Raw genomic sequence first — 17337 nt, forward strand, 5'->3', positions numbered from 1 at the left:
GGATTACCGGATGAAGAAAGGGTGAACACCATGGACTATGGAGAGTTTCTACACCAGAAAGAAATAAAAATCCCTTCTTCGGGGATTGAAATTAAACGCAGCGAATTGCACGAGCGACTGTTTGACTTTCAAAAAGACATTGTGAAATGGGCGCTAAAAAAGGGGAAGGCGGCAGTATTCGCTGGAACAGGGCTAGGAAAAACGCTCATGCAGCTTGAGTGGTCACGTCAAATCTATATTAAAACGAATCATAATGTACTCATTTTGGCTCCCCTGGCTGTCTCGTCACAGACAGTCAGAGAAGCACAGAAAATGTTGAATGTGATTGTGCGTCAAGTCCGGCAAGATAGCGACGTACAATCAGGAATTAATATAGCAAACTATGAGATTATCCACAAATTAGACTTAAACAAATTCGGAGCGGTTGTACTAGATGAATCGAGCATTTTGAAGTCGTTCACCGGAAAAGTGAGAACACAGATCATTGAAGGTTTTGAGAAAATGCCTTATAAGCTCGCATGCACGGCGACGCCGGCACCTAATGACTTTATGGAGTTAGGTAATCATAGCGAATTTTTAAATGTCATGAAGCGCGTTGAAATGCTCGCTATGTTCTTTGTCCATGATGGCGGATCAACAAAAGATTGGCGGTTAAAAGGTCATGCCGTTGATAAATTTTGGGACTGGGTTTCTGAATGGGCTGTGATGATTAACAAACCGTCTGACATCGGCTATGAAGATGGGAAATACAATTTACCAGCACTGAACATGAATGAGGTTATCATCCCTGCAAAGGCGCAGGAAGGCTATTTAATACCTGTTCAGGCAGAAACACTTATGGAACGTAGAAGAGCGCGCAAACAGACCATAAAAGAGCGCTGTGAACGTGCTGTGAAACTAGCAAACAGCACAGATGAACAATTTCTTGTCTGGTGTGATTTGAACGATGAATCAAAATTGTTATCCGAACTCATTCCTGACGCGGTGGAAATTACCGGTTCGGACACGAATGAGCACAAGGCACAAGCCATGATGGATTTTTCAGATGGGAAAATAAGAGTTCTTGTCACGAAACCAAAGATAGCGGGTATGGGGATGAACTGGCAGGGGTGTCACAACATGGCATTTGTCGGTCTGTCAGACAGTTTTGAACAGGTTTATCAAGCAATTCGCCGATGCTGGCGATTTGGTCAAGAACATAGCGTTAATGTCTATCTGGTCACCTCGGAACTTGAAGGATCAACGCTCGCAAACATCAAACGCAAGCAAAAAGACTTTGAAAAAATGCAGAAAAGCATGTCCAAATACAGCAAAAAGGTATTAGAAAACGTTCAATCAACAAGAGCAGATAAAACCATCTACTCCGGATTAATTGACATGAGAATTCCGGAATGGTTGAAGGAGGAAGTAGCATGAAAGTTATTGACCAAGCTATTGGCAAAGATTACGCACTTTATAACGGAGATTGCGTTGAAGTGATTCAAGGAATACCGGATAACAGTATTGATTTTTCGATCTTTTCGCCACCATTCGCTTCTTTGTACACCTATTCAAATAGTGATCGCGATATGGGAAATAGCAAGGATGATAGCGAGTTTTTCAAGCACTTTGATTTCTTGATTCAGCAACTATATCGGGTTATCAAGCCAGGACGATTGGTCAGTTTTCACTGTATGAACCTTCCGACAAGCAAAGTTAAAGATGGATTCATTGGAATTAAAGACTTTCGCGGTGAATTAATCAAAGCATTTCAAGATGAGGGCTGGATTTACCACAGTGAAACAGTGATCTGGAAAGACCCTGTCACAGCTATGCAACGTACAAAGGCTTTAGGTCTGCTTCACAAAACCATACGAAAAGATAGCAGTATGAGCCGGTGCGGTATTCCCGATTATCTGGTGACGATGAGAAAGCCAGGAAAGAACGCCGATCCCATTTCACACAAACCGGAAGAATTTCCGGTTAGCTTATGGCAAAAGATCGCATCTCCGGTGTGGATGGACATAAACCCGTCCGACACGCTGCAGAAGGAAACAGCACGAGAAAATGGAGACGAGAAACATATATGCCCACTTCAACTTGGCGTAATCGAACGTGCGTTAATGCTTTGGAGTAAAGAAGGAGATACGGTATTCACTCCGTTCCTTGGAATTGGCAGTGAAGCGTATCAAGCGTTAAAAATGAACCGGAAAGCTATCGGAATTGAGTTGAAATCAAGTTATTTCAAAGTGGCTGAAAAGAATATACAACGTGCCATTGTGGAGCGCGGACAAACAGACATCTTTGACTTCTTGGAGGCTTGATGATGAATGTAAAACAGCTTGATATATTTCGTGAAATTATAGTAGACAATTTCGCCGGCGGAGGGGGTGCAAGCACAGGCATAGAAATGGCAACAGGTTTGAACGTAGATATAGCCATCAATCACGATCCAGATGCCATTGCAATGCACAAAGCTAATCACCATGAAACCAAGCACTATTGCGAATCGGTGTGGGATATCGATCCCAAAAAAGCCTGTGAAGGGCGCAAAGTCGGATTGTGCTGGCTGTCGCCAGATTGCAAACATTTCTCTAAGGCAAAGGGTGGTAAACCCGTCAGTAAAAACATACGTGGACTAGCATGGATCGGAATTAGATGGGCAATTTCAGTTCGGCCACGTGTCATCATGCTTGAAAATGTGGAGGAATTCAAGACCTGGGGACCGTTGATGCTTGATTCTAAAAAGCAATGGGTTCCCGATCCATCGAAAAAAGGCATGACCTTCCACTCATTTACCAAAGCACTCAAATCACTTGGCTACCAAGTTGATTATAGAGAGTTGAGGGCATGCGATTATGGGGCACCAACCAGCCGGAAACGATTTTTCTTAATTGCACGATGCGATGGCAAGCCGATCACATGGCCAGAAGCGACACACGCAGATCCAAACGAATTAACGGTTCAGGTCGGATTGAAAAAGCCATGGAGAACAGCAGCGGAGGTCATAGACTGGTCAGTCCCTTGCAAAAGCATTTTTAAACGTAAAAAGCCGTTGGTTAAAAACACGATGGTGCGGATTGCAAAAGGAATTGAAAAATTTATCGCAGATAATCCAAATCCTTATGTCGTCAAAAATGATCGAGTAATGGCGTCTTTTATAAGTCAATATCACAGCTACGACAGTGAAGCGCGGGGGCAGGCGCTGGATAGGCCACTGCTGACCGTAGACACATCAAATCGATATGCGCTGACCTGTGCATTTTTGACCAAGTTTTACAAAACAGGGATTGGCTCTGATGTTAGGCAACCAATGCCAACCATAACAGCGAGAGCACAGCATATCGGAGCCGTACAAGCGTTTCTGGTCAAGTATTACGGCCAGAGCATCGGGCAAAGCATAACAGATCCATTAGGTACAGTGACGTCACATGATCGGTTTGGACTTGTTCAGCTATATGGAGAGCCGTACAAAATCATTGACGTAGGCATGCGGATGCTTCAACCGCGCGAGTTATTCGATGCACAGGGATTCCCACACAACTACATCATCGACCATGATTATACAGGAAAAACTTATCCAAAGACAAAGCAAGTAGCGCGGTGTGGAAATGCAGTTCCCCCACAGTTTGTTGAAGCATTGGTAAGAGCAAACATGCCGGAACTGTGTGTTAAAAAGTATCAGTGGGCGGTGGAAGCATGAATCAAGCCCAAACAATCATGCCTGGTGTCATCCGAATAACTGGGCATGGGGAAATGGTCGAGTGCAACGATGCGGAATGGTATCAGAATCTTGAAAAAACGGTTAGGGAGAGTGTGGAGCATGGCAATGGCAGAACCGTTCAACAACATAACCGAATCACGGCTCATTAAACAGTGGATGCCGCGAGAACGTGGCGAAACCTACATTGCAGGCGAGCAATTTGATTATCAGTGGAGCGAAGACGAGGTTAAGGAGTTTATCAACCTGTGGAACTCCGGAGCATCGCTTATGAGGCTGTCAGGACACTTTAAGAGACGTCAAAACGATATAGCGGTACTTATCCTTGATTTGGCTGATAAAAGCAGAATACGGCCACGAGAGAAGGGGATTTGGGGATGACAAGAGAGATTAAGTTTCGGGCGTGGGATAACAAGTACCCCAAAATGTGCCGTGTGGCGTCTGTTGACTGGGAACATGGCACGGCTTTAATCGCAACAAGAGGGGTTATCACTTACCATAATCGAGCATTCACTGCGGAATATGACAAATTACTTGGCGACTTAGAATCGTGTGAACTAATGCAGTACACCGGCCTTCACGATAAGAACGGAAGGGACATATACGAAGGTGACATTGTTAAAACACCAGACAGATCACATGGCACTTACTTATTTAGGGAGCAGCCAACTAAATTACAGAAAGTTTATTGGCAAGAAAAAGTCGGTATATGGAGTATCGCCAAAATGTTTGGACATGATCCGGATAATTTTGAAGTCGTCGGAAACATATGGGAGGATGGCGATTTACTTGACGGTCAAAAAACAAAGAAAAATTAAATTCATCAACGACTGTGATTGCCTCGTCGATTACAAGGATTTAGAGCAAGCAATCTTATGGAAACAAACAAAGCCAGTAGTTTCGGTAAAACATATTTTTCTTTTCGGATATTACGCAGCAGTTACTGTTGATGGCAATAAAATACACATTCACAGGTTACTAATGGAATATTGGTTACAAATTAATTTACCATTTCAAGCATCTGTACATCACATAAACGAAAACAAATTGGATGATCGTAAAGAAAACTTATCAGTGATGATCAACAATGCTCACAACAGAATCCATATGAAAGGTCGATCTTTTTCCGAAGATCACAAACGGAAAATAGGGCAGGCAAATCATAAACGAGTCGGCATGAAAATGAAAAAAAGAGTAGAAATTCCTATCGACGAACTTTCAACGTATTTAGATTCTGGTTATTCAATAAAAAAGATAGCGGAAATTTATCATTGTGACTGGTCAACGGTACCGTGGAGCGAATAGATGTGTTGAAAGAGCGTTATGGCATACAGGACAAATAAAAAAAGATCGGATCCCTCCGACCATAGCTGATACAACTATCTTACCATAGTGGAGGGATAACCATGAAACTGATAACCGCTTATGAACTATTCCCAGAGATAGATATAAAAAAGACAAAGAATAAAATGGAATCCCTGCTCGAAAAGTACCAATGGATGAGATTAAGGGAACCAGACATAAGACAGCCCAAAATAACCGTGGCTTGGAGTCTAACACCGCCGTCCTACACGAATGGATTTCATTCTGATACGGAAAGCTGTGCAACTCATAATGTTGACGAGAGGGCGCGCAGTAAGGCAATAATCGAAAAGGTAGAATACGCGAAAAGCCAACTGTATCCGGAGGAACAAGAATTGATTATCGCGCGATATATGGCGCCGACCGACTGGAACGATAAGATGACGTACATCAATTTGGGCATGAGTGCATCGACGTACAAAAGAAAGAAAAAAATTATCCTTGTGAAGATGGCTGTGTCACTGAAGATGGAAGAATATCAGGAAGTGAGGGAATACGCGTGAAAATGACACTTTTTTGAACCGTTTATGGTCTCAAGTTGAGCCTTAATGGCAAGAAAAACCTGTTATGATGGTAGTAGATAAAAATATGAACGGATGAGGGCACCTATTCGGGTGTCCTTTTATTATGCACAAAGGAGGGCGCGGCATGAAAATTAAAGATCCTGATGAAGGCTGTAAAGGATGCATATGGTTGGATCGGGAAGGACTGTGCCCGTTTTTGAGATGTGTGAAGAAGAATGGATGGAAGGCGGACAGAAAAGAAAATGACACTATTAATTGTGTTCATGATATCAATAGTCTTGATTCCGTTAGGGACAGCATTAATACTTGCTCCTTTGACTGTTCAACTTGAAATATGGTTGAAGCTGACACTTATTGTAATTGGAATTTTACTGATGATCGTTGGTACAGCACTGAATATCTATTTTAATGTTGGCGTGAACAACTTGAAATAATCATCAATCCGATCATGGAGGTGTGGTGACATGTAATGCCAAGAAAAAGAGATCCACGGCGTGATGAAGCTTTTGAGATGTGGAAAGAGCATAAAGGCGAGATCACGAACCGAGAGATAGCAAAGCAGTTAGACGTAGATGAAAAGAAAGTGGCTGTGTGGAAACAGCGTGATAAATGGAATGTTGTACAACAAACAAGAAAAAAGAAAACGAAAGTTGTACAACGCAATGACAACAATCAAAAAGAAGAACAGCACGAGGAACAAAATGATAGTGAAGAACGGGCAGGGCCTTTTGAGTTATCGGATCCATTAAACGATAAACAAAGGCTTTTTTGCTTGCATTATATCAAAACGTTCAATGCAACCAATGCGGCAATAAAAGCTGGATATTCACCAGCAAGCGCGCATGTGGAAGGCTGCCGGTTGTTAAAAAATGATAAGGTCGCGGCCTACTTGCACTATCTGAAAGAACAGATTCAGCAGGAAATATTTGTGGATGCGGTTGATATCGTCAACAAGTACATCAAAATCGCTTTTGCAGATATTACTGATTATGTCCGATTCGGTAAAAAGCTGGTGCCGGTCATGACGCAATTTGGGCCGTTGATAGATAAAAAGTCAGGAAAGGCCGTGATGAAGGATGTCAACTATGTAGATTTTAATGAATCGGATTATGTAGATGGCACCATCATCGCAGAAGCCAAACAAGGCAAAGATGGCGTGTCAATCAAGCTTGAAGATCGCATGAAGGCACTGGACAAGCTTGAGAAGTATTTCAATGCTATTCCAGATACATCGAAGGATAAAAGTATCGAACTCATGCAGGCTCGCATAGAAGGCATTAAGTCGGAGATCAAGCGTAAAGATGCTGAACCGGATAAACCGGACATTCAGCCTTATCTTGAAGCACTGAAAGGCAAAGCATCGGAGGTGTGGGATGATGGCGATGAATAATAAGAATATATTCCATTTCAAACCATTCTCCCGAAAACAGCTGCAGCTTCTCACATGGTGGATGCCAGAATCTCCAGTTCATACATGTGATGGCATCATAGCCGAAGGAACCATCCGTTCCGGCAAAACACTCTCTATGATTGATTCGTTCATCACATGGAGCCAAGCAAGCTTTGAAGGACAATCCTTTATTGTCGGTGGAAAGACCGTTGCGGCGTTGACACGAAATGTCTTGGAACCCATGTTTCAGATTCTGAATGCAAAGGGTATTCCATTCCGATATGTAAGAGCAGCAGATGAACGCCATATTGTAATTGGAAGCAATACCTACTATTTATTCGGTGGCAATAATGAACGATCACAGGACGTTGTACAGGGGCTTACAGCGGCAGGCGCTTATCTCGATGAAGCGGTACTGATGCCGAAAAGTTTTGTCAATCAGGTAACTGCAAGATGTTCCATAGATGGAGCAAAATACTTTTTCAACTGTAACCCGGGGCCGCCGAAACATTGGATTAAGACGGATATTATCGACAAAAAAAGTGAACGCAATGTGGTTGTCCTTCATTTCACGATGGACGATAATCTATCACTTTCTCAAAATGTCAAAGATCGATTGGCCAGACAGTATTCTGGTGTATTCTATCGACGCTTTATTCTGGGTCAATGGGTAGCGGCGACTGGGATTGTCTATGACATGTTTGACGAGAAAAAGCACGTCAAAAGTCGCGAAACAATCCGAAACATGATTAAAAATAATGACTTTCATAGTTATATAGCTGGTGTTGACTGGGGCATCACGTCCCCGATGGTCGGCTTAATTTATGGATTGACGCGCGATCACAAAGCGATTGAAGTTGCTGAATTTTATAAAACGCATCAACAAACACAGGACTTAGTTCGGTGGTTTAAGATGCAAGAAGATGACCTTGGTAAAAAAATCAAGGTCATTTTTTGTGATTCAGCAGAAACTGACCGGATTATTGATCTGAAAAAAGAAGGCTTGCGAGCGAAAGCCGGGGCAAAGGGCATCAATGCTGGAATTAACACCTGCATGACGATGTTTAAAAATGACCGAATTTTAATCAACGAAGATTGTAAGAACACGATTAATGAATTATTAACCTATGCCTATCCGGAACCGGATGACCCGAAGGCAAAACAGGATTTACCGCTGGATGAAAACAACCACGCGATGGATGCACAGGCATATTGCCTGCGATCCTATTTTCGTGTAAGAAAGTGAGGTGAGAACATGGACGGATTTTTGAAATATATCCCGAAAATCAGAGAACAAGGTGTGACCGTGGAGCTGATCGAATCGCTTATCAGCGATCACAGCAAAGACCATAAGCGAATGGAACGGCTTTACAGGCGCTACAAGGCCGCACACGATGACGGAGTTCCTATTTTCGACCGATTGCCCGCCGACTACAAAGCAGACGACACGAAGGGCGTGTGGAGACTTGACAACAAAGTTAATAACAAGCTGAATAATAGTTTCGACTCCGATATTGTGGATACGAAAGTCGGCTACATGTACGGTCATCCGATTTCATACAGCGTCGCAGAGGGTTCTGACGCATGGAAAGAGGAAATTCGGAACTTCTTACTTCGTGGCAATACCGAAGATCAAGACGCCGAATGTGGAAAGATGGCAACGATCTGCGGATATGGTGCGCGGCTTGCCTACATCGATGCTGATGGACAGCCAAGCATTGAGTGCTTGGATCCGTGGCATGTGATCTTCATTGGTCACGATATGACACAGCCGGAATATGCACTCTATTATTACGATTTAGACGGCTATTCCTATCGGGAATTCTACGATGGCGAGAACGTTTATTTCTTCTCCAACATCAGCGGTCAACTTGCACCGTATGACTCGGATGGAAAAGGGGCTGTCAGAGCGCACATGTTTCAATATGTGCCGCTGATTGGTATTCCGAACAATAAGGAACTGATGGGCGATGCTGAACGTGTGCTGAGTCTTATTGACGCGTATGACCGCACATTGTCCGATGCCAACAACGAAATTGAGCAATACAGGCTCGCTTATCTTGTGTTGAAAGGCATTGGCATGGATGATGAGACACTAGCTAAAGTGAAAGAAAGCGGCGTTTTCGAACTTCTCGGAAACGATGAGGACATCAAGTATTTGACTAAAGATGTCAACGATGATCTGATCGAGCATCACCTAGACAGGCTTGAGCAGAATATTTTACGCTTTGCCAAGTCGGTAAACTTTGGGGATGAAGAGTTTGCCGGAAACCAAAGTGGTGTGAGCCTTAAATTCAAGATTCTTGCACTGGAAAACAAGTGTACGACAGCAGAACGAAAGTTTACCTCTGCGCTGCGCTATCAATTCAAGGTGTTATGTTCGGCATGGGCGGTTAAGGGACTATGCGGAGCAGATGATTATTTGAAGGTTAGTTTCCAATTTACACGGAACCTGCCGCCGGATATTCTTTCCGATGCACAGGCAACAGCACAATTGCAAGGCCGCGTGAGTGAGAAAACTCGGCTTTCTTTATTGCCATTTATTACGGATCCGGAAGCCGAATTGGAACAAATGCAGAAAGAGAAAGACGAATACGCGGCGAATATGCCACCGGTGAACAATCAGCCAAGTCAAAACGAGGAAGGTGAAACGTGATGGACGGTAAACTAATGACCGCTGATGAACGATTTGGCGAATCACGTAATGAAGCATTTGCACTGTTGAAAAAGCTAAATGAACACATCTGCTATGAACTAGAAAAAGAGATTCCTGCCGATGATACGGCTTCATACCTGAATGAATATACCAATCTTTATGCAACATTACATGATTCTAATTTGATTTGATGAAAGGAGGCGTGTGGCGGTGGATCAACAAAGTATTGACACAGAATTAGACAAACTAATTCAGAATGCTGAAAGCGACATTGATAAAACATTCGCCGCACGTCTCAAAACAATTCTAAATCAAGTCGCGAACATGTATCAGAAGTATTCGAATGGTGATGGACAACTTACCTGGACGGATATGAACAAGTACAGCCGGTTCCAACAGGAAATGTCGCTGATTGCGTCGCAGATGACGGAGCAATATCAATACCTGCTCACTGGCTTGCAAGGCATGATGGAGAACATCTACCTGCAGGATTTCATGAAATCGTCCTACCTGTATGAACTGGCTGCACAGTCGGCTATGTCCGCTTCCATTCCGTCATTGTCCGTTATCCAAGCAGCTGTGCAGAATCCCATTCCAAAGTTGACACTTCCATCACTGATGAACAGCCACCGGAATGACATCGTGAATCGCATTAGCTTAGAAATATCACAAAGCCTGATAGCAGGAGAAAGCTACGCGCAGATGGCAACTCGTATTCAAAAGGCAGTTGGATTCAGCAAGGCAAAGGCTCGCAATGTGGCTGTCACGGAAGGTGGTCGGGTGCAGACTCAGGCTCGCTTAGACAGCGCAGAACAGGCGAAGAAACATGCTAATTTAGTTCCTGTATGGCTTTCTACCTTGGATATGAGAACACGTCCCGATCACCGTAAATTGGATGGACAGGAAGCAGATGAGAAAGGCTATTTCCATATTCATGGGTTGAAAGCCAAAGGACCACATTTGTGGGGTGTGGCGAGTCAAGATTGCCGCTGCCGTTGTACGGTGATTATGAAGGTGAATGGCAAACTACCAGATACGCGTAATGCGAGAGACTACCAAGACGCTGCCTATCAGCAGAAACTAGCTGACCGGATAGATAAGTATATGGAAGACGGAATGACAGCCAAACAGGCTGAGAAGCAGGCAAAAAAGGAAATTAAAGCGCCAAATGTAACCATTCCTTTTAAGCCATATGATGAGTGGCTAACCGGAAAGAAGAAAGCGGCGCCGAAACAAGATGGCCCGACAATGAAGATGCCGGACGGATCCGAACGCGCGGCTGTGATTGATAATTCTTCCGGCATTCCGATCATTCAGCCAGTTGACTTGGATACCAGCCTTCAAACGCTGAGTGTTGATGATGTGAAAGAGTACATCAATCAAGTTCCAAAAGAGCATCAAGGCGTGATCAAGAAAATTCGCTTACTTGACATGTACGATCAAGAAGGCGATACAGTGTTTAACAACGCTGCCGGCGGATATGATCTCGAGACCAAAGATATCGAAATGTACCGCAATGATTGGCTGAACAAGGATACTCGAGACAAAACATTAGCCGGAATCGTTCGGCATGAGACGGCTCACGCGCTGCAGGAGACGTTAGGAGAACAGTTCTTAAAGGACTGGAAGAAAGCGGCGAAGAAAGAAAAAGCACGCATCACAGACTATGCGAAAACGGACATCTATGAAGATATAGCCGAGACGATCATGTATCACTGGAGCCCGGACAGTATCGAACGGCGAACGGTTGAAATGTTTTTCCCTGAGCGCTACTCAGTTTTGAAAAAGTATGGTATTAAGAGTGGTCATGATTTAGGCAATGACAATGAGGATGAAAAGCCTAAATTACTCGCTGACATCAGCATTGCCAAGACAGACATGAAAGAAAAAGTAGGGGAAGACAACTACAATAAGTTTGCTGAACATCTGAACAGTTTGAAAGATGATCGCCTGCGGTCTTTGTATGAAAAATACGGGGATCATGTAGACTTTAAGCAGTTGAAAAATGGGGATGCTAATGCATATTTTTCATCGGTTCAATTAGAACAAAAAAACTTTGATGGATCACAATTAGAACAACCGCTTGAAGTAGTTTATCATGAAATAGCTCACGCTTTTGATAGTGTATCTTTAAAAGCGGTAACCGGAAAAAACGTCTATGCTACTGGCAACATAGTAAAAGCTAAATTAGGTAGGAAGACGGTCGAAGTAGACGAATACATTACTCATGTTTCTGCAATGCCTAAATATAAATTAAAAGAAACAATTCAACGCGATCTATGGAAGCATGTGAATGGCGAGTATTTGCCTATGTTCGAGGATATAGGCAAAAGGCCACGAAAAAAAGCTGAAAAGCAAAAATATGATGAATTAAGAGAGGAAATATACAAAACAAGCAAAGCCAATTTTGAATCATTTGAAAAGTATATCGTTGGAAAATATGGTCAGTCAAATAAACAAACGGCTTCACTATCAGACATATACGAAGCAACACCTTTCACTTTAAAATCGTTTCCATTCGGTGCCGGTCACGGTAAATCGTATTATAAAAAGAAAGGAAATGCTGAGGCTGAATTTTTTGCGGAAATTTTAGAATCGAGAGCGGCAAATGATGAAGCTTATGATTTACTTACCGAAATATTTCCAAATGCTATAAAAACATGGGAAACTATCGTTGACGATATGTTGAAAGTGGGTGATTAAGTGTTCAGTTCCGAAGATGGTGCATGGGAAATCATAGATAAGGCTGTCAGCAATTATGAAAATCATTTTGGCTCTATTTTCCCAATTTATGAGTACAAAAACATGACTTCAGGAAATGGTTATGATTTTTCGCTGGATGGGGCAACACGTTTATCTGATTTTATCGACGATCGAATAAGGCAGGACAAGCCCGTTACAGTCCCAGATGATTATGAAAACAGATTGTATTGAGGGTGATAACAGTGAGAACAGAAACCATTTATCTTTCGATTGACGGAAAAACTGTGGTAACGGAAGAACAAGCCTATTACGTGATTCGCCGCGTCTTTGATGGCGATAAGTTGGTCAAGGAGACAAAGGGAATTGTGAGGAGAGATGTGTGATGAAAAGATTTAAACATGCGGTAGCTCGGCTATTGGGAATTCATAATGTTTCACTCACCAGTGGTAGACAAAATGGGGAAAGCCTTTGCAAAAGGATTGAAAGAAGGATTAAAAGAAGGATTAAAAGAAGATCTTATTATTTCGCAGGTGATCGTAATGGCTAATACAATTATCATTTCCGTTATTTCGGCTATTTTATGTATCCCTGCTGCTTTTATCGGTACAGCGATTGGTGAACATTACGCAACTAAAAAAGTCAATAAGAAGTGATTATGATGGCTAAGATCCATAAGATGTGCGACACACCAAAGGATGTACTAGAAAACTTTCTTGATGGTGCAGAGAATTACAGTGATGCTATTGTAATCATTCGTGATCGCAAAACAGGCAAGTTTGATGTTGGGTGGTCAACAATCCCATTGCACGAACAGCTTGGAATGCTTGAATTGGCGAAGAAATACATGTGTGAAATTTACGATGAATCATAATTTATTTTAGGAGGTGGATCACTTGTTGAAAGCCGAAATCGGGTACAGCATTATCTCACGTGTTGGGAAACTGAATACTGTCGCTTTAACAATAAATCGAAGAATTGCTGATATTCTTTGTCTTAACGCTAATCAGATTGAAACACTCGATAAGGCGATATGCCGGAAAGGTTAAAAGGTGATCCATAGTCTCGTACGAGCCTACGTTAAGGCTTATTTTTTATGTCAAAGAAGGTGCTTTGATGGTCGAAGTCATTCTAAGTGAAGAACAATTGCAGGAAAAGTTAAAGTACTGGAAGGATAAATTGAGACTGCGAGATTGGACAATTGATGCACATATCTATCGCCTAAGCAGATTTTCTGATTCTAATCACCAAGGTGAATGTGAATGGGTGGAGGAATCGAAAACAGCAAGAATAAAGATTCTTGATCCTGATGACTTCACTCATACGATATTGGTTCAGGACATGGAAGAATGCCTAGTGCATGAACTATTGCATCTTCACTTTGCTCCATTTGATGATGATGAACATTACATGGCAATTGAGCAATCCATTGAATCAATCGCTAAAGCGTTGGTTGACGTTGATCGGAAAGTTACTGATGAAGATAAGCAATTTTTAGAAAGCGCAAAAGAATGGTCTAAAGATCCTGATTAATTACTCGTCCCAAGCATGACGTTAAAAGGCTTATTAAATTTGCGTATCTAGGGAGAAATTGTTAGGTGGGCATAGGAGGATAAGAAAATGACTATTGAAGAAATCAAACAGTTCCTTGCTGAAAATAAAGATGATGAATCCGTGAAAGCGTTCGTATCTGGGCTTAATCCGTTAAGCGTGGATAGGGTACAGCAATTTGCCACAACCGACCCACAGGGCAAATCATGGCTCGATTCGGTAAAGGACAAGCATCTGAGCAAGGGATTGGAAAGTTGGAAGAACAACAACCTCAACTCGCTGATTGAAGAAGAAGTCAAAAAGCGCAATCCGGGCAAGTCTCCAGAGCAGATTGAAATCGAGAAGCTGCGGAAACAGGTTGAGGACGCCGAGAAGGCGCGCACACGTGAGAAACTCGTCAATTCGGCATTGAAGGTAGCAGATGAAAAAGGCTTGCCTAAGGGCGTTCTAGACTTCTTCATTGGTGATGACGAGGAAACAACCACGGCGAACCTTGGCAAGCTGGAAGAAACGTTCAACACGGCTGTTCAAGCAGGCATAGATGCTAAGTTTCAAGCAAGTGGACGACACGTGAACCATGGTGGTGGCAGTGGTAAGGAAGGCGAGTTCGGCAAGAAGTTGGCTGAACAGAACAAGCAGAACAATGAGCAACTACAGCAAGCACAGAAAAACTATTTCGGTGAACAATAAGGAGGTTTAACAGGATGAGCAAATTTGTTCAGACAGACTACACGAACACAAAAGAAATTCTCAAATTTCCTGATCATTATGTTGCCATTTCGGTAATGGTGGATGATGCAGGGATTACAGCAAACACGGACGGCAAGAAGATTGTTCCGGCAGGCACGATCGTCGGCGGAGGGTTTCTGGAAGATTCCACCGCAAAGGCAGTGAAGGCAACGTCAACTGGTGCTCCGCTTGTATCCAACGCAGAAGGCGTCCTGCTGACTGATGTTGATGTGACTTACGGACCGGCATCCGGTGCAGCCGTCATTCATGGCTTTATCGACAAAGCTAAACTGCCAGTCGCGCCAACCGGAGAAGAAATCGCAGCACTAAAACAGATTGCGTTTATCGCATAAGGAGGAAATGACAAATGGCTAGTATTTTTGATCTTGTCAATGCAAATGACATCGGCGCATACGTCGAATCTCAACCACAAGTACCCTATCTCGGAGCAACACTATTTCCGGCTAAAAAACAGCTTGGATTGGATCTCAGCTGGATTAAAGGCGCATCAGGTCTACCGATTGCGCTGAAACCGTCCGCTTTTGATGCAAAGGCAACAGTTCGCGACCGCATTGGACTGTCTGAAATTCAGACGGAAATGCCATTCTTCAAAGAATCCATGACCGTCAAGGAGCGTCTGCGCCAAGAACTGCTGAAGTTCGCACAGAATCAAAACAGTCCGGCAGTCAACGCAATCATCACACAAATTTTTGATGATGCAGGTAACCTCGTCAAAGGTGCCAATGTACAGCCGGAACGCATGATCATGCAGCTTCTGTCTACTGGTAAAATTGCCATCTCGGCAAACGGACAAGCCCTTGATTACGACTACAAAATGTCGGACGAACACAAAGAAACGCTGACCGACACCGCTAGATGGAGCGACACTGAAAACTCTACACCGATCCAAGACATCATTGCTTGGCAAGATACGATTGAAGATGATACTGGTGTGCGTCCGGCTCGTGCGATCGTATCCCGGAAAACATGGGGCTATCTGATGGCGAACAAAAGCATTCGCTTGGATATGAATCCGATCGGTGGTCAGAACATCATTGTGACGAACAGTATGCTACAGCAATATCTGTCGAACAAACTCACCATGACATTCGCGGTGTATAACAACAAATTCATCGATGAAGCAGGCGCGAAAAAGAACTTCTTCCCGGACGATGTAATTTCACTGATCCCGGCCGGTAATCTTGGTGGAACATACTATGGATCAACCCCAGAAGAAGCTGACCTCTTATCAGGATCAACATCGGCACAGGTACGTATCGTGAACACTGGTGTAGCAATCACAACTTTTGATGAAGCAGATCCGGTGAACAAAATAACTAAGGTTTCGGAGATCGTGCTCCCATCCTTTGAAACGATCGACCAGATTTTTGCGGCTACTGTAGCTTAAGGAGGTTTTTACCATGGCTGAAGAAGTTAAAACAGAAACGGAGCAAACTGCTCCGGAAGAAAGTAAGCCGAAGCGTAAAAAGGTCACATTCACTAAAAATGTGAAATGTGGCAATGGCAAGCGATACAAGAAAGGCGAATCGGCACTGGTCGATATTGATCTTGTCGAGGACTACGAAAAACAAAAAGTAATTGAGTGAGGTGGTCAGCATGGCCGTGCCTTCCGAACTGCTCGATAAAATAAAAGTCATGATCGGCATCACAGGCAATACGAAAGATGACTATCTAAATACCATGATTCCGCTGATTGTCGATGATGTTCAGGAACAGTGCAACAACACATTTGACATAAGCAATCTACCATCGGGAATCATTCGTTACTTGGCTAAGGCTTTGGAATTCGATATGGGCGATTCTCGGCTTAAATCACGGTCTTTAGGCAATGTCTCGTATTCTTTTAACACGGAACTTCCGGACAGCGTAGTGAAGCTTCTGAAACCGTATAAAAAGGTGCGATTCCGATGCTTATGAACCGGATGAATTTCAGCCCATATGACGAGTTCCCACACAAGATCATTTTTCAAAAGCAGGGACTCGTGTCAGACGGTGCCGGCGGTTGGATTGATGGTGGATGGACGAATATTGACGGTGATCCCGGCACTTATCCGGCGCTCGTTACAGACATTTCTAGTTCGGAAAGTCAGCAGGCTGGCCAGACAGTCAATCCAATTCAGAAAGAAATCTATTTTCCGTACCGGACAGACATTAAACCAAACATGCGTGTTTTGCTTGAAGATGGGTCCGTTGTCGCAATCAAGACACGACCCCTTGACCAAGGTGGGCAGCATGAGAAAATGCTTATCCAAGTGACTGGGGATGAGTTGAATGGCTGAAGGACGTGTCACATATGGAGATAAAGGCTTTGAATTGGCGATTAAGGACTATGAAAAGATGGTCATCAAAGATGTCAAACGGATTGTCGCTGAGACAGCTGAATTAATAGTTTCCAATGCCAAAGCAAATGCTCCGGTTGATACTAGCCACTTGAGAGATTCTATACACGTGGACTATTCGAGTGATGGACTGACGGCTACTGTTCATGTGGACGCTTCATATGCGATTTTCGTAAATTTCGGCACCGGCGTGTATGCTTCAGGACCAGGTGGATCATCTGCCAAAAAGATACCATGGGTATACTACAGTGAAGAACTTGGCAGGTGGGTGATGACACGTGGAATGCGTGCTACTCACTTCTTCGATAAGGCTGTTGCGTCCGGATCAATGCACTTTTCAAATGCCATGAACAAATTGGGGTGAT

The 17337-nt window shown here is 43.3% G+C and carries 26 protein-coding genes; all 26 read left to right on the forward strand.

The genetic code is table 11. From position 1 onward, the window contains the following. The first annotated feature begins 30 nt into the window (after window positions 1–30). Window positions 31–1416: a helicase-related protein gene (locus tag AC6F33_RS07245; protein WP_500778142.1), complete on the forward strand. Its 1386-nt coding sequence runs from the start codon at window positions 31–33 to the stop codon at window positions 1414–1416. Continuing rightward, a complete protein-coding gene (locus tag AC6F33_RS07250) occupies window positions 1413–2303 on the forward strand; it encodes a DNA-methyltransferase (protein WP_500778029.1) in 891 nt (296 codons plus the stop codon). The genes AC6F33_RS07245 and AC6F33_RS07250 overlap by 4 nt, the downstream gene beginning before the upstream one ends. 2 nt (window positions 2304–2305) lie before the next feature. Continuing rightward, a complete protein-coding gene (locus AC6F33_RS07255; protein ID WP_500778143.1) occupies window positions 2306–3682 on the forward strand; it encodes a DNA cytosine methyltransferase in 1377 nt (458 codons plus the stop codon). Window positions 3683–3802: 120 nt separating this feature from the next. After that, window positions 3803–4081, forward strand: coding sequence for a hypothetical protein (locus AC6F33_RS07260; RefSeq protein ID WP_500778030.1), 279 nt, complete (start codon window positions 3803–3805; stop codon window positions 4079–4081). Further along, complete coding sequence (locus AC6F33_RS07265) at window positions 4078–4518, forward strand: YopX family protein (RefSeq protein WP_500778031.1); 441 nt, start codon at window positions 4078–4080, stop codon at window positions 4516–4518. The genes AC6F33_RS07260 and AC6F33_RS07265 overlap by 4 nt, the downstream gene beginning before the upstream one ends. After that, a complete protein-coding gene (locus AC6F33_RS07270) occupies window positions 4490–5005 on the forward strand; it encodes a hypothetical protein (protein ID WP_500778032.1) in 516 nt (171 codons plus the stop codon). The genes AC6F33_RS07265 and AC6F33_RS07270 overlap by 29 nt, the downstream gene beginning before the upstream one ends. A 101-nt stretch (window positions 5006–5106) precedes the next feature. Then, complete coding sequence (locus AC6F33_RS07275; RefSeq protein WP_500778033.1) at window positions 5107–5565, forward strand: ArpU family phage packaging/lysis transcriptional regulator; 459 nt, start codon at window positions 5107–5109, stop codon at window positions 5563–5565. Between the two features lie 263 nt (window positions 5566–5828). Further along, window positions 5829–6020 carry a hypothetical protein gene (locus AC6F33_RS07280; RefSeq protein ID WP_500778034.1) on the forward strand — a complete coding sequence of 64 codons (192 nt, stop codon included), beginning with the start codon at window positions 5829–5831 and terminating at the stop codon, window positions 6018–6020. A gap of 35 nt (window positions 6021–6055) precedes the next feature. After that, window positions 6056–6976: a terminase small subunit gene (locus AC6F33_RS07285; RefSeq protein ID WP_500778035.1), complete on the forward strand. Its 921-nt coding sequence runs from the start codon at window positions 6056–6058 to the stop codon at window positions 6974–6976. Further along, window positions 6960–8222, forward strand: a complete 1263-nt coding sequence (locus AC6F33_RS07290; protein WP_500778036.1) for a PBSX family phage terminase large subunit — start codon at window positions 6960–6962, stop codon at window positions 8220–8222. The genes AC6F33_RS07285 and AC6F33_RS07290 overlap by 17 nt, the downstream gene beginning before the upstream one ends. A gap of 9 nt (window positions 8223–8231) precedes the next feature. Continuing rightward, entirely contained in the window at window positions 8232–9632 is a 1401-nt protein-coding gene (locus AC6F33_RS07295) for a phage portal protein (protein WP_500778037.1), read from the forward strand. Then, window positions 9632–9823 (forward strand): hypothetical protein, encoded by a 192-nt coding sequence (locus tag AC6F33_RS07300; protein ID WP_500778038.1) that lies wholly within the window; start codon window positions 9632–9634, stop codon window positions 9821–9823. The genes AC6F33_RS07295 and AC6F33_RS07300 overlap by 1 nt, the downstream gene beginning before the upstream one ends. Before the next feature lie 19 nt (window positions 9824–9842). Then, the gene (locus AC6F33_RS07305) at window positions 9843–12335 is read left to right on the forward strand and encodes a phage minor head protein (protein WP_500778039.1); all 2493 of its coding nucleotides are present in this window, start codon (window positions 9843–9845) and stop codon (window positions 12333–12335) included. Continuing rightward, window positions 12336–12566, forward strand: coding sequence for a hypothetical protein (locus AC6F33_RS07310; RefSeq protein WP_500778040.1), 231 nt, complete (start codon window positions 12336–12338; stop codon window positions 12564–12566). 11 nt (window positions 12567–12577) lie between these two features. Continuing rightward, window positions 12578–12718 (forward strand): hypothetical protein, encoded by a 141-nt coding sequence (locus AC6F33_RS07315; protein WP_500778041.1) that lies wholly within the window; start codon window positions 12578–12580, stop codon window positions 12716–12718. Between the two features lie 72 nt (window positions 12719–12790). Then, on the forward strand, window positions 12791–12988 hold the full coding sequence (locus tag AC6F33_RS07320) for a hypothetical protein (RefSeq protein ID WP_500778042.1): 198 nt from the start codon (window positions 12791–12793) through the stop codon (window positions 12986–12988). 2 nt (window positions 12989–12990) lie between these two features. Beyond that, window positions 12991–13206, forward strand: coding sequence for a hypothetical protein (locus tag AC6F33_RS07325; RefSeq protein WP_500778043.1), 216 nt, complete (start codon window positions 12991–12993; stop codon window positions 13204–13206). Between the two features lie 22 nt (window positions 13207–13228). After that, window positions 13229–13381 carry a hypothetical protein gene (locus tag AC6F33_RS07330; protein WP_500778044.1) on the forward strand — a complete coding sequence of 51 codons (153 nt, stop codon included), beginning with the start codon at window positions 13229–13231 and terminating at the stop codon, window positions 13379–13381. 67 nt (window positions 13382–13448) lie between these two features. Further along, window positions 13449–13865: a hypothetical protein gene (locus tag AC6F33_RS07335; RefSeq protein WP_500778045.1), complete on the forward strand. Its 417-nt coding sequence runs from the start codon at window positions 13449–13451 to the stop codon at window positions 13863–13865. An 87-nt stretch (window positions 13866–13952) separates the two neighbouring features. Then, the gene (locus AC6F33_RS07340) at window positions 13953–14573 is read left to right on the forward strand and encodes a DUF4355 domain-containing protein (protein WP_500778046.1); all 621 of its coding nucleotides are present in this window, start codon (window positions 13953–13955) and stop codon (window positions 14571–14573) included. A 14-nt stretch (window positions 14574–14587) separates the two neighbouring features. After that, a complete protein-coding gene (locus AC6F33_RS07345; RefSeq protein WP_500778047.1) occupies window positions 14588–14965 on the forward strand; it encodes a hypothetical protein in 378 nt (125 codons plus the stop codon). A gap of 14 nt (window positions 14966–14979) precedes the next feature. Continuing rightward, window positions 14980–16020, forward strand: a complete 1041-nt coding sequence (locus AC6F33_RS07350) for a major capsid protein (protein WP_500778048.1) — start codon at window positions 14980–14982, stop codon at window positions 16018–16020. Between the two features lie 13 nt (window positions 16021–16033). After that, the gene (locus tag AC6F33_RS07355; protein WP_500778049.1) at window positions 16034–16219 is read left to right on the forward strand and encodes a hypothetical protein; all 186 of its coding nucleotides are present in this window, start codon (window positions 16034–16036) and stop codon (window positions 16217–16219) included. Window positions 16220–16229: 10 nt separating this feature from the next. Then, complete coding sequence (locus tag AC6F33_RS07360) at window positions 16230–16550, forward strand: phage head-tail connector protein (protein WP_500778050.1); 321 nt, start codon at window positions 16230–16232, stop codon at window positions 16548–16550. Then, the gene (locus tag AC6F33_RS07365; protein WP_500778051.1) at window positions 16541–16912 is read left to right on the forward strand and encodes a phage head closure protein; all 372 of its coding nucleotides are present in this window, start codon (window positions 16541–16543) and stop codon (window positions 16910–16912) included. The genes AC6F33_RS07360 and AC6F33_RS07365 overlap by 10 nt, the downstream gene beginning before the upstream one ends. Then, window positions 16905–17336: an HK97-gp10 family putative phage morphogenesis protein gene (locus tag AC6F33_RS07370; RefSeq protein WP_500778052.1), complete on the forward strand. Its 432-nt coding sequence runs from the start codon at window positions 16905–16907 to the stop codon at window positions 17334–17336. The genes AC6F33_RS07365 and AC6F33_RS07370 overlap by 8 nt, the downstream gene beginning before the upstream one ends. Window position 17337: the final 1 nt, after the last annotated feature.

The sequence above is a fragment of the Sporolactobacillus sp. BBK16-2 genome (assembly GCF_059878335.1).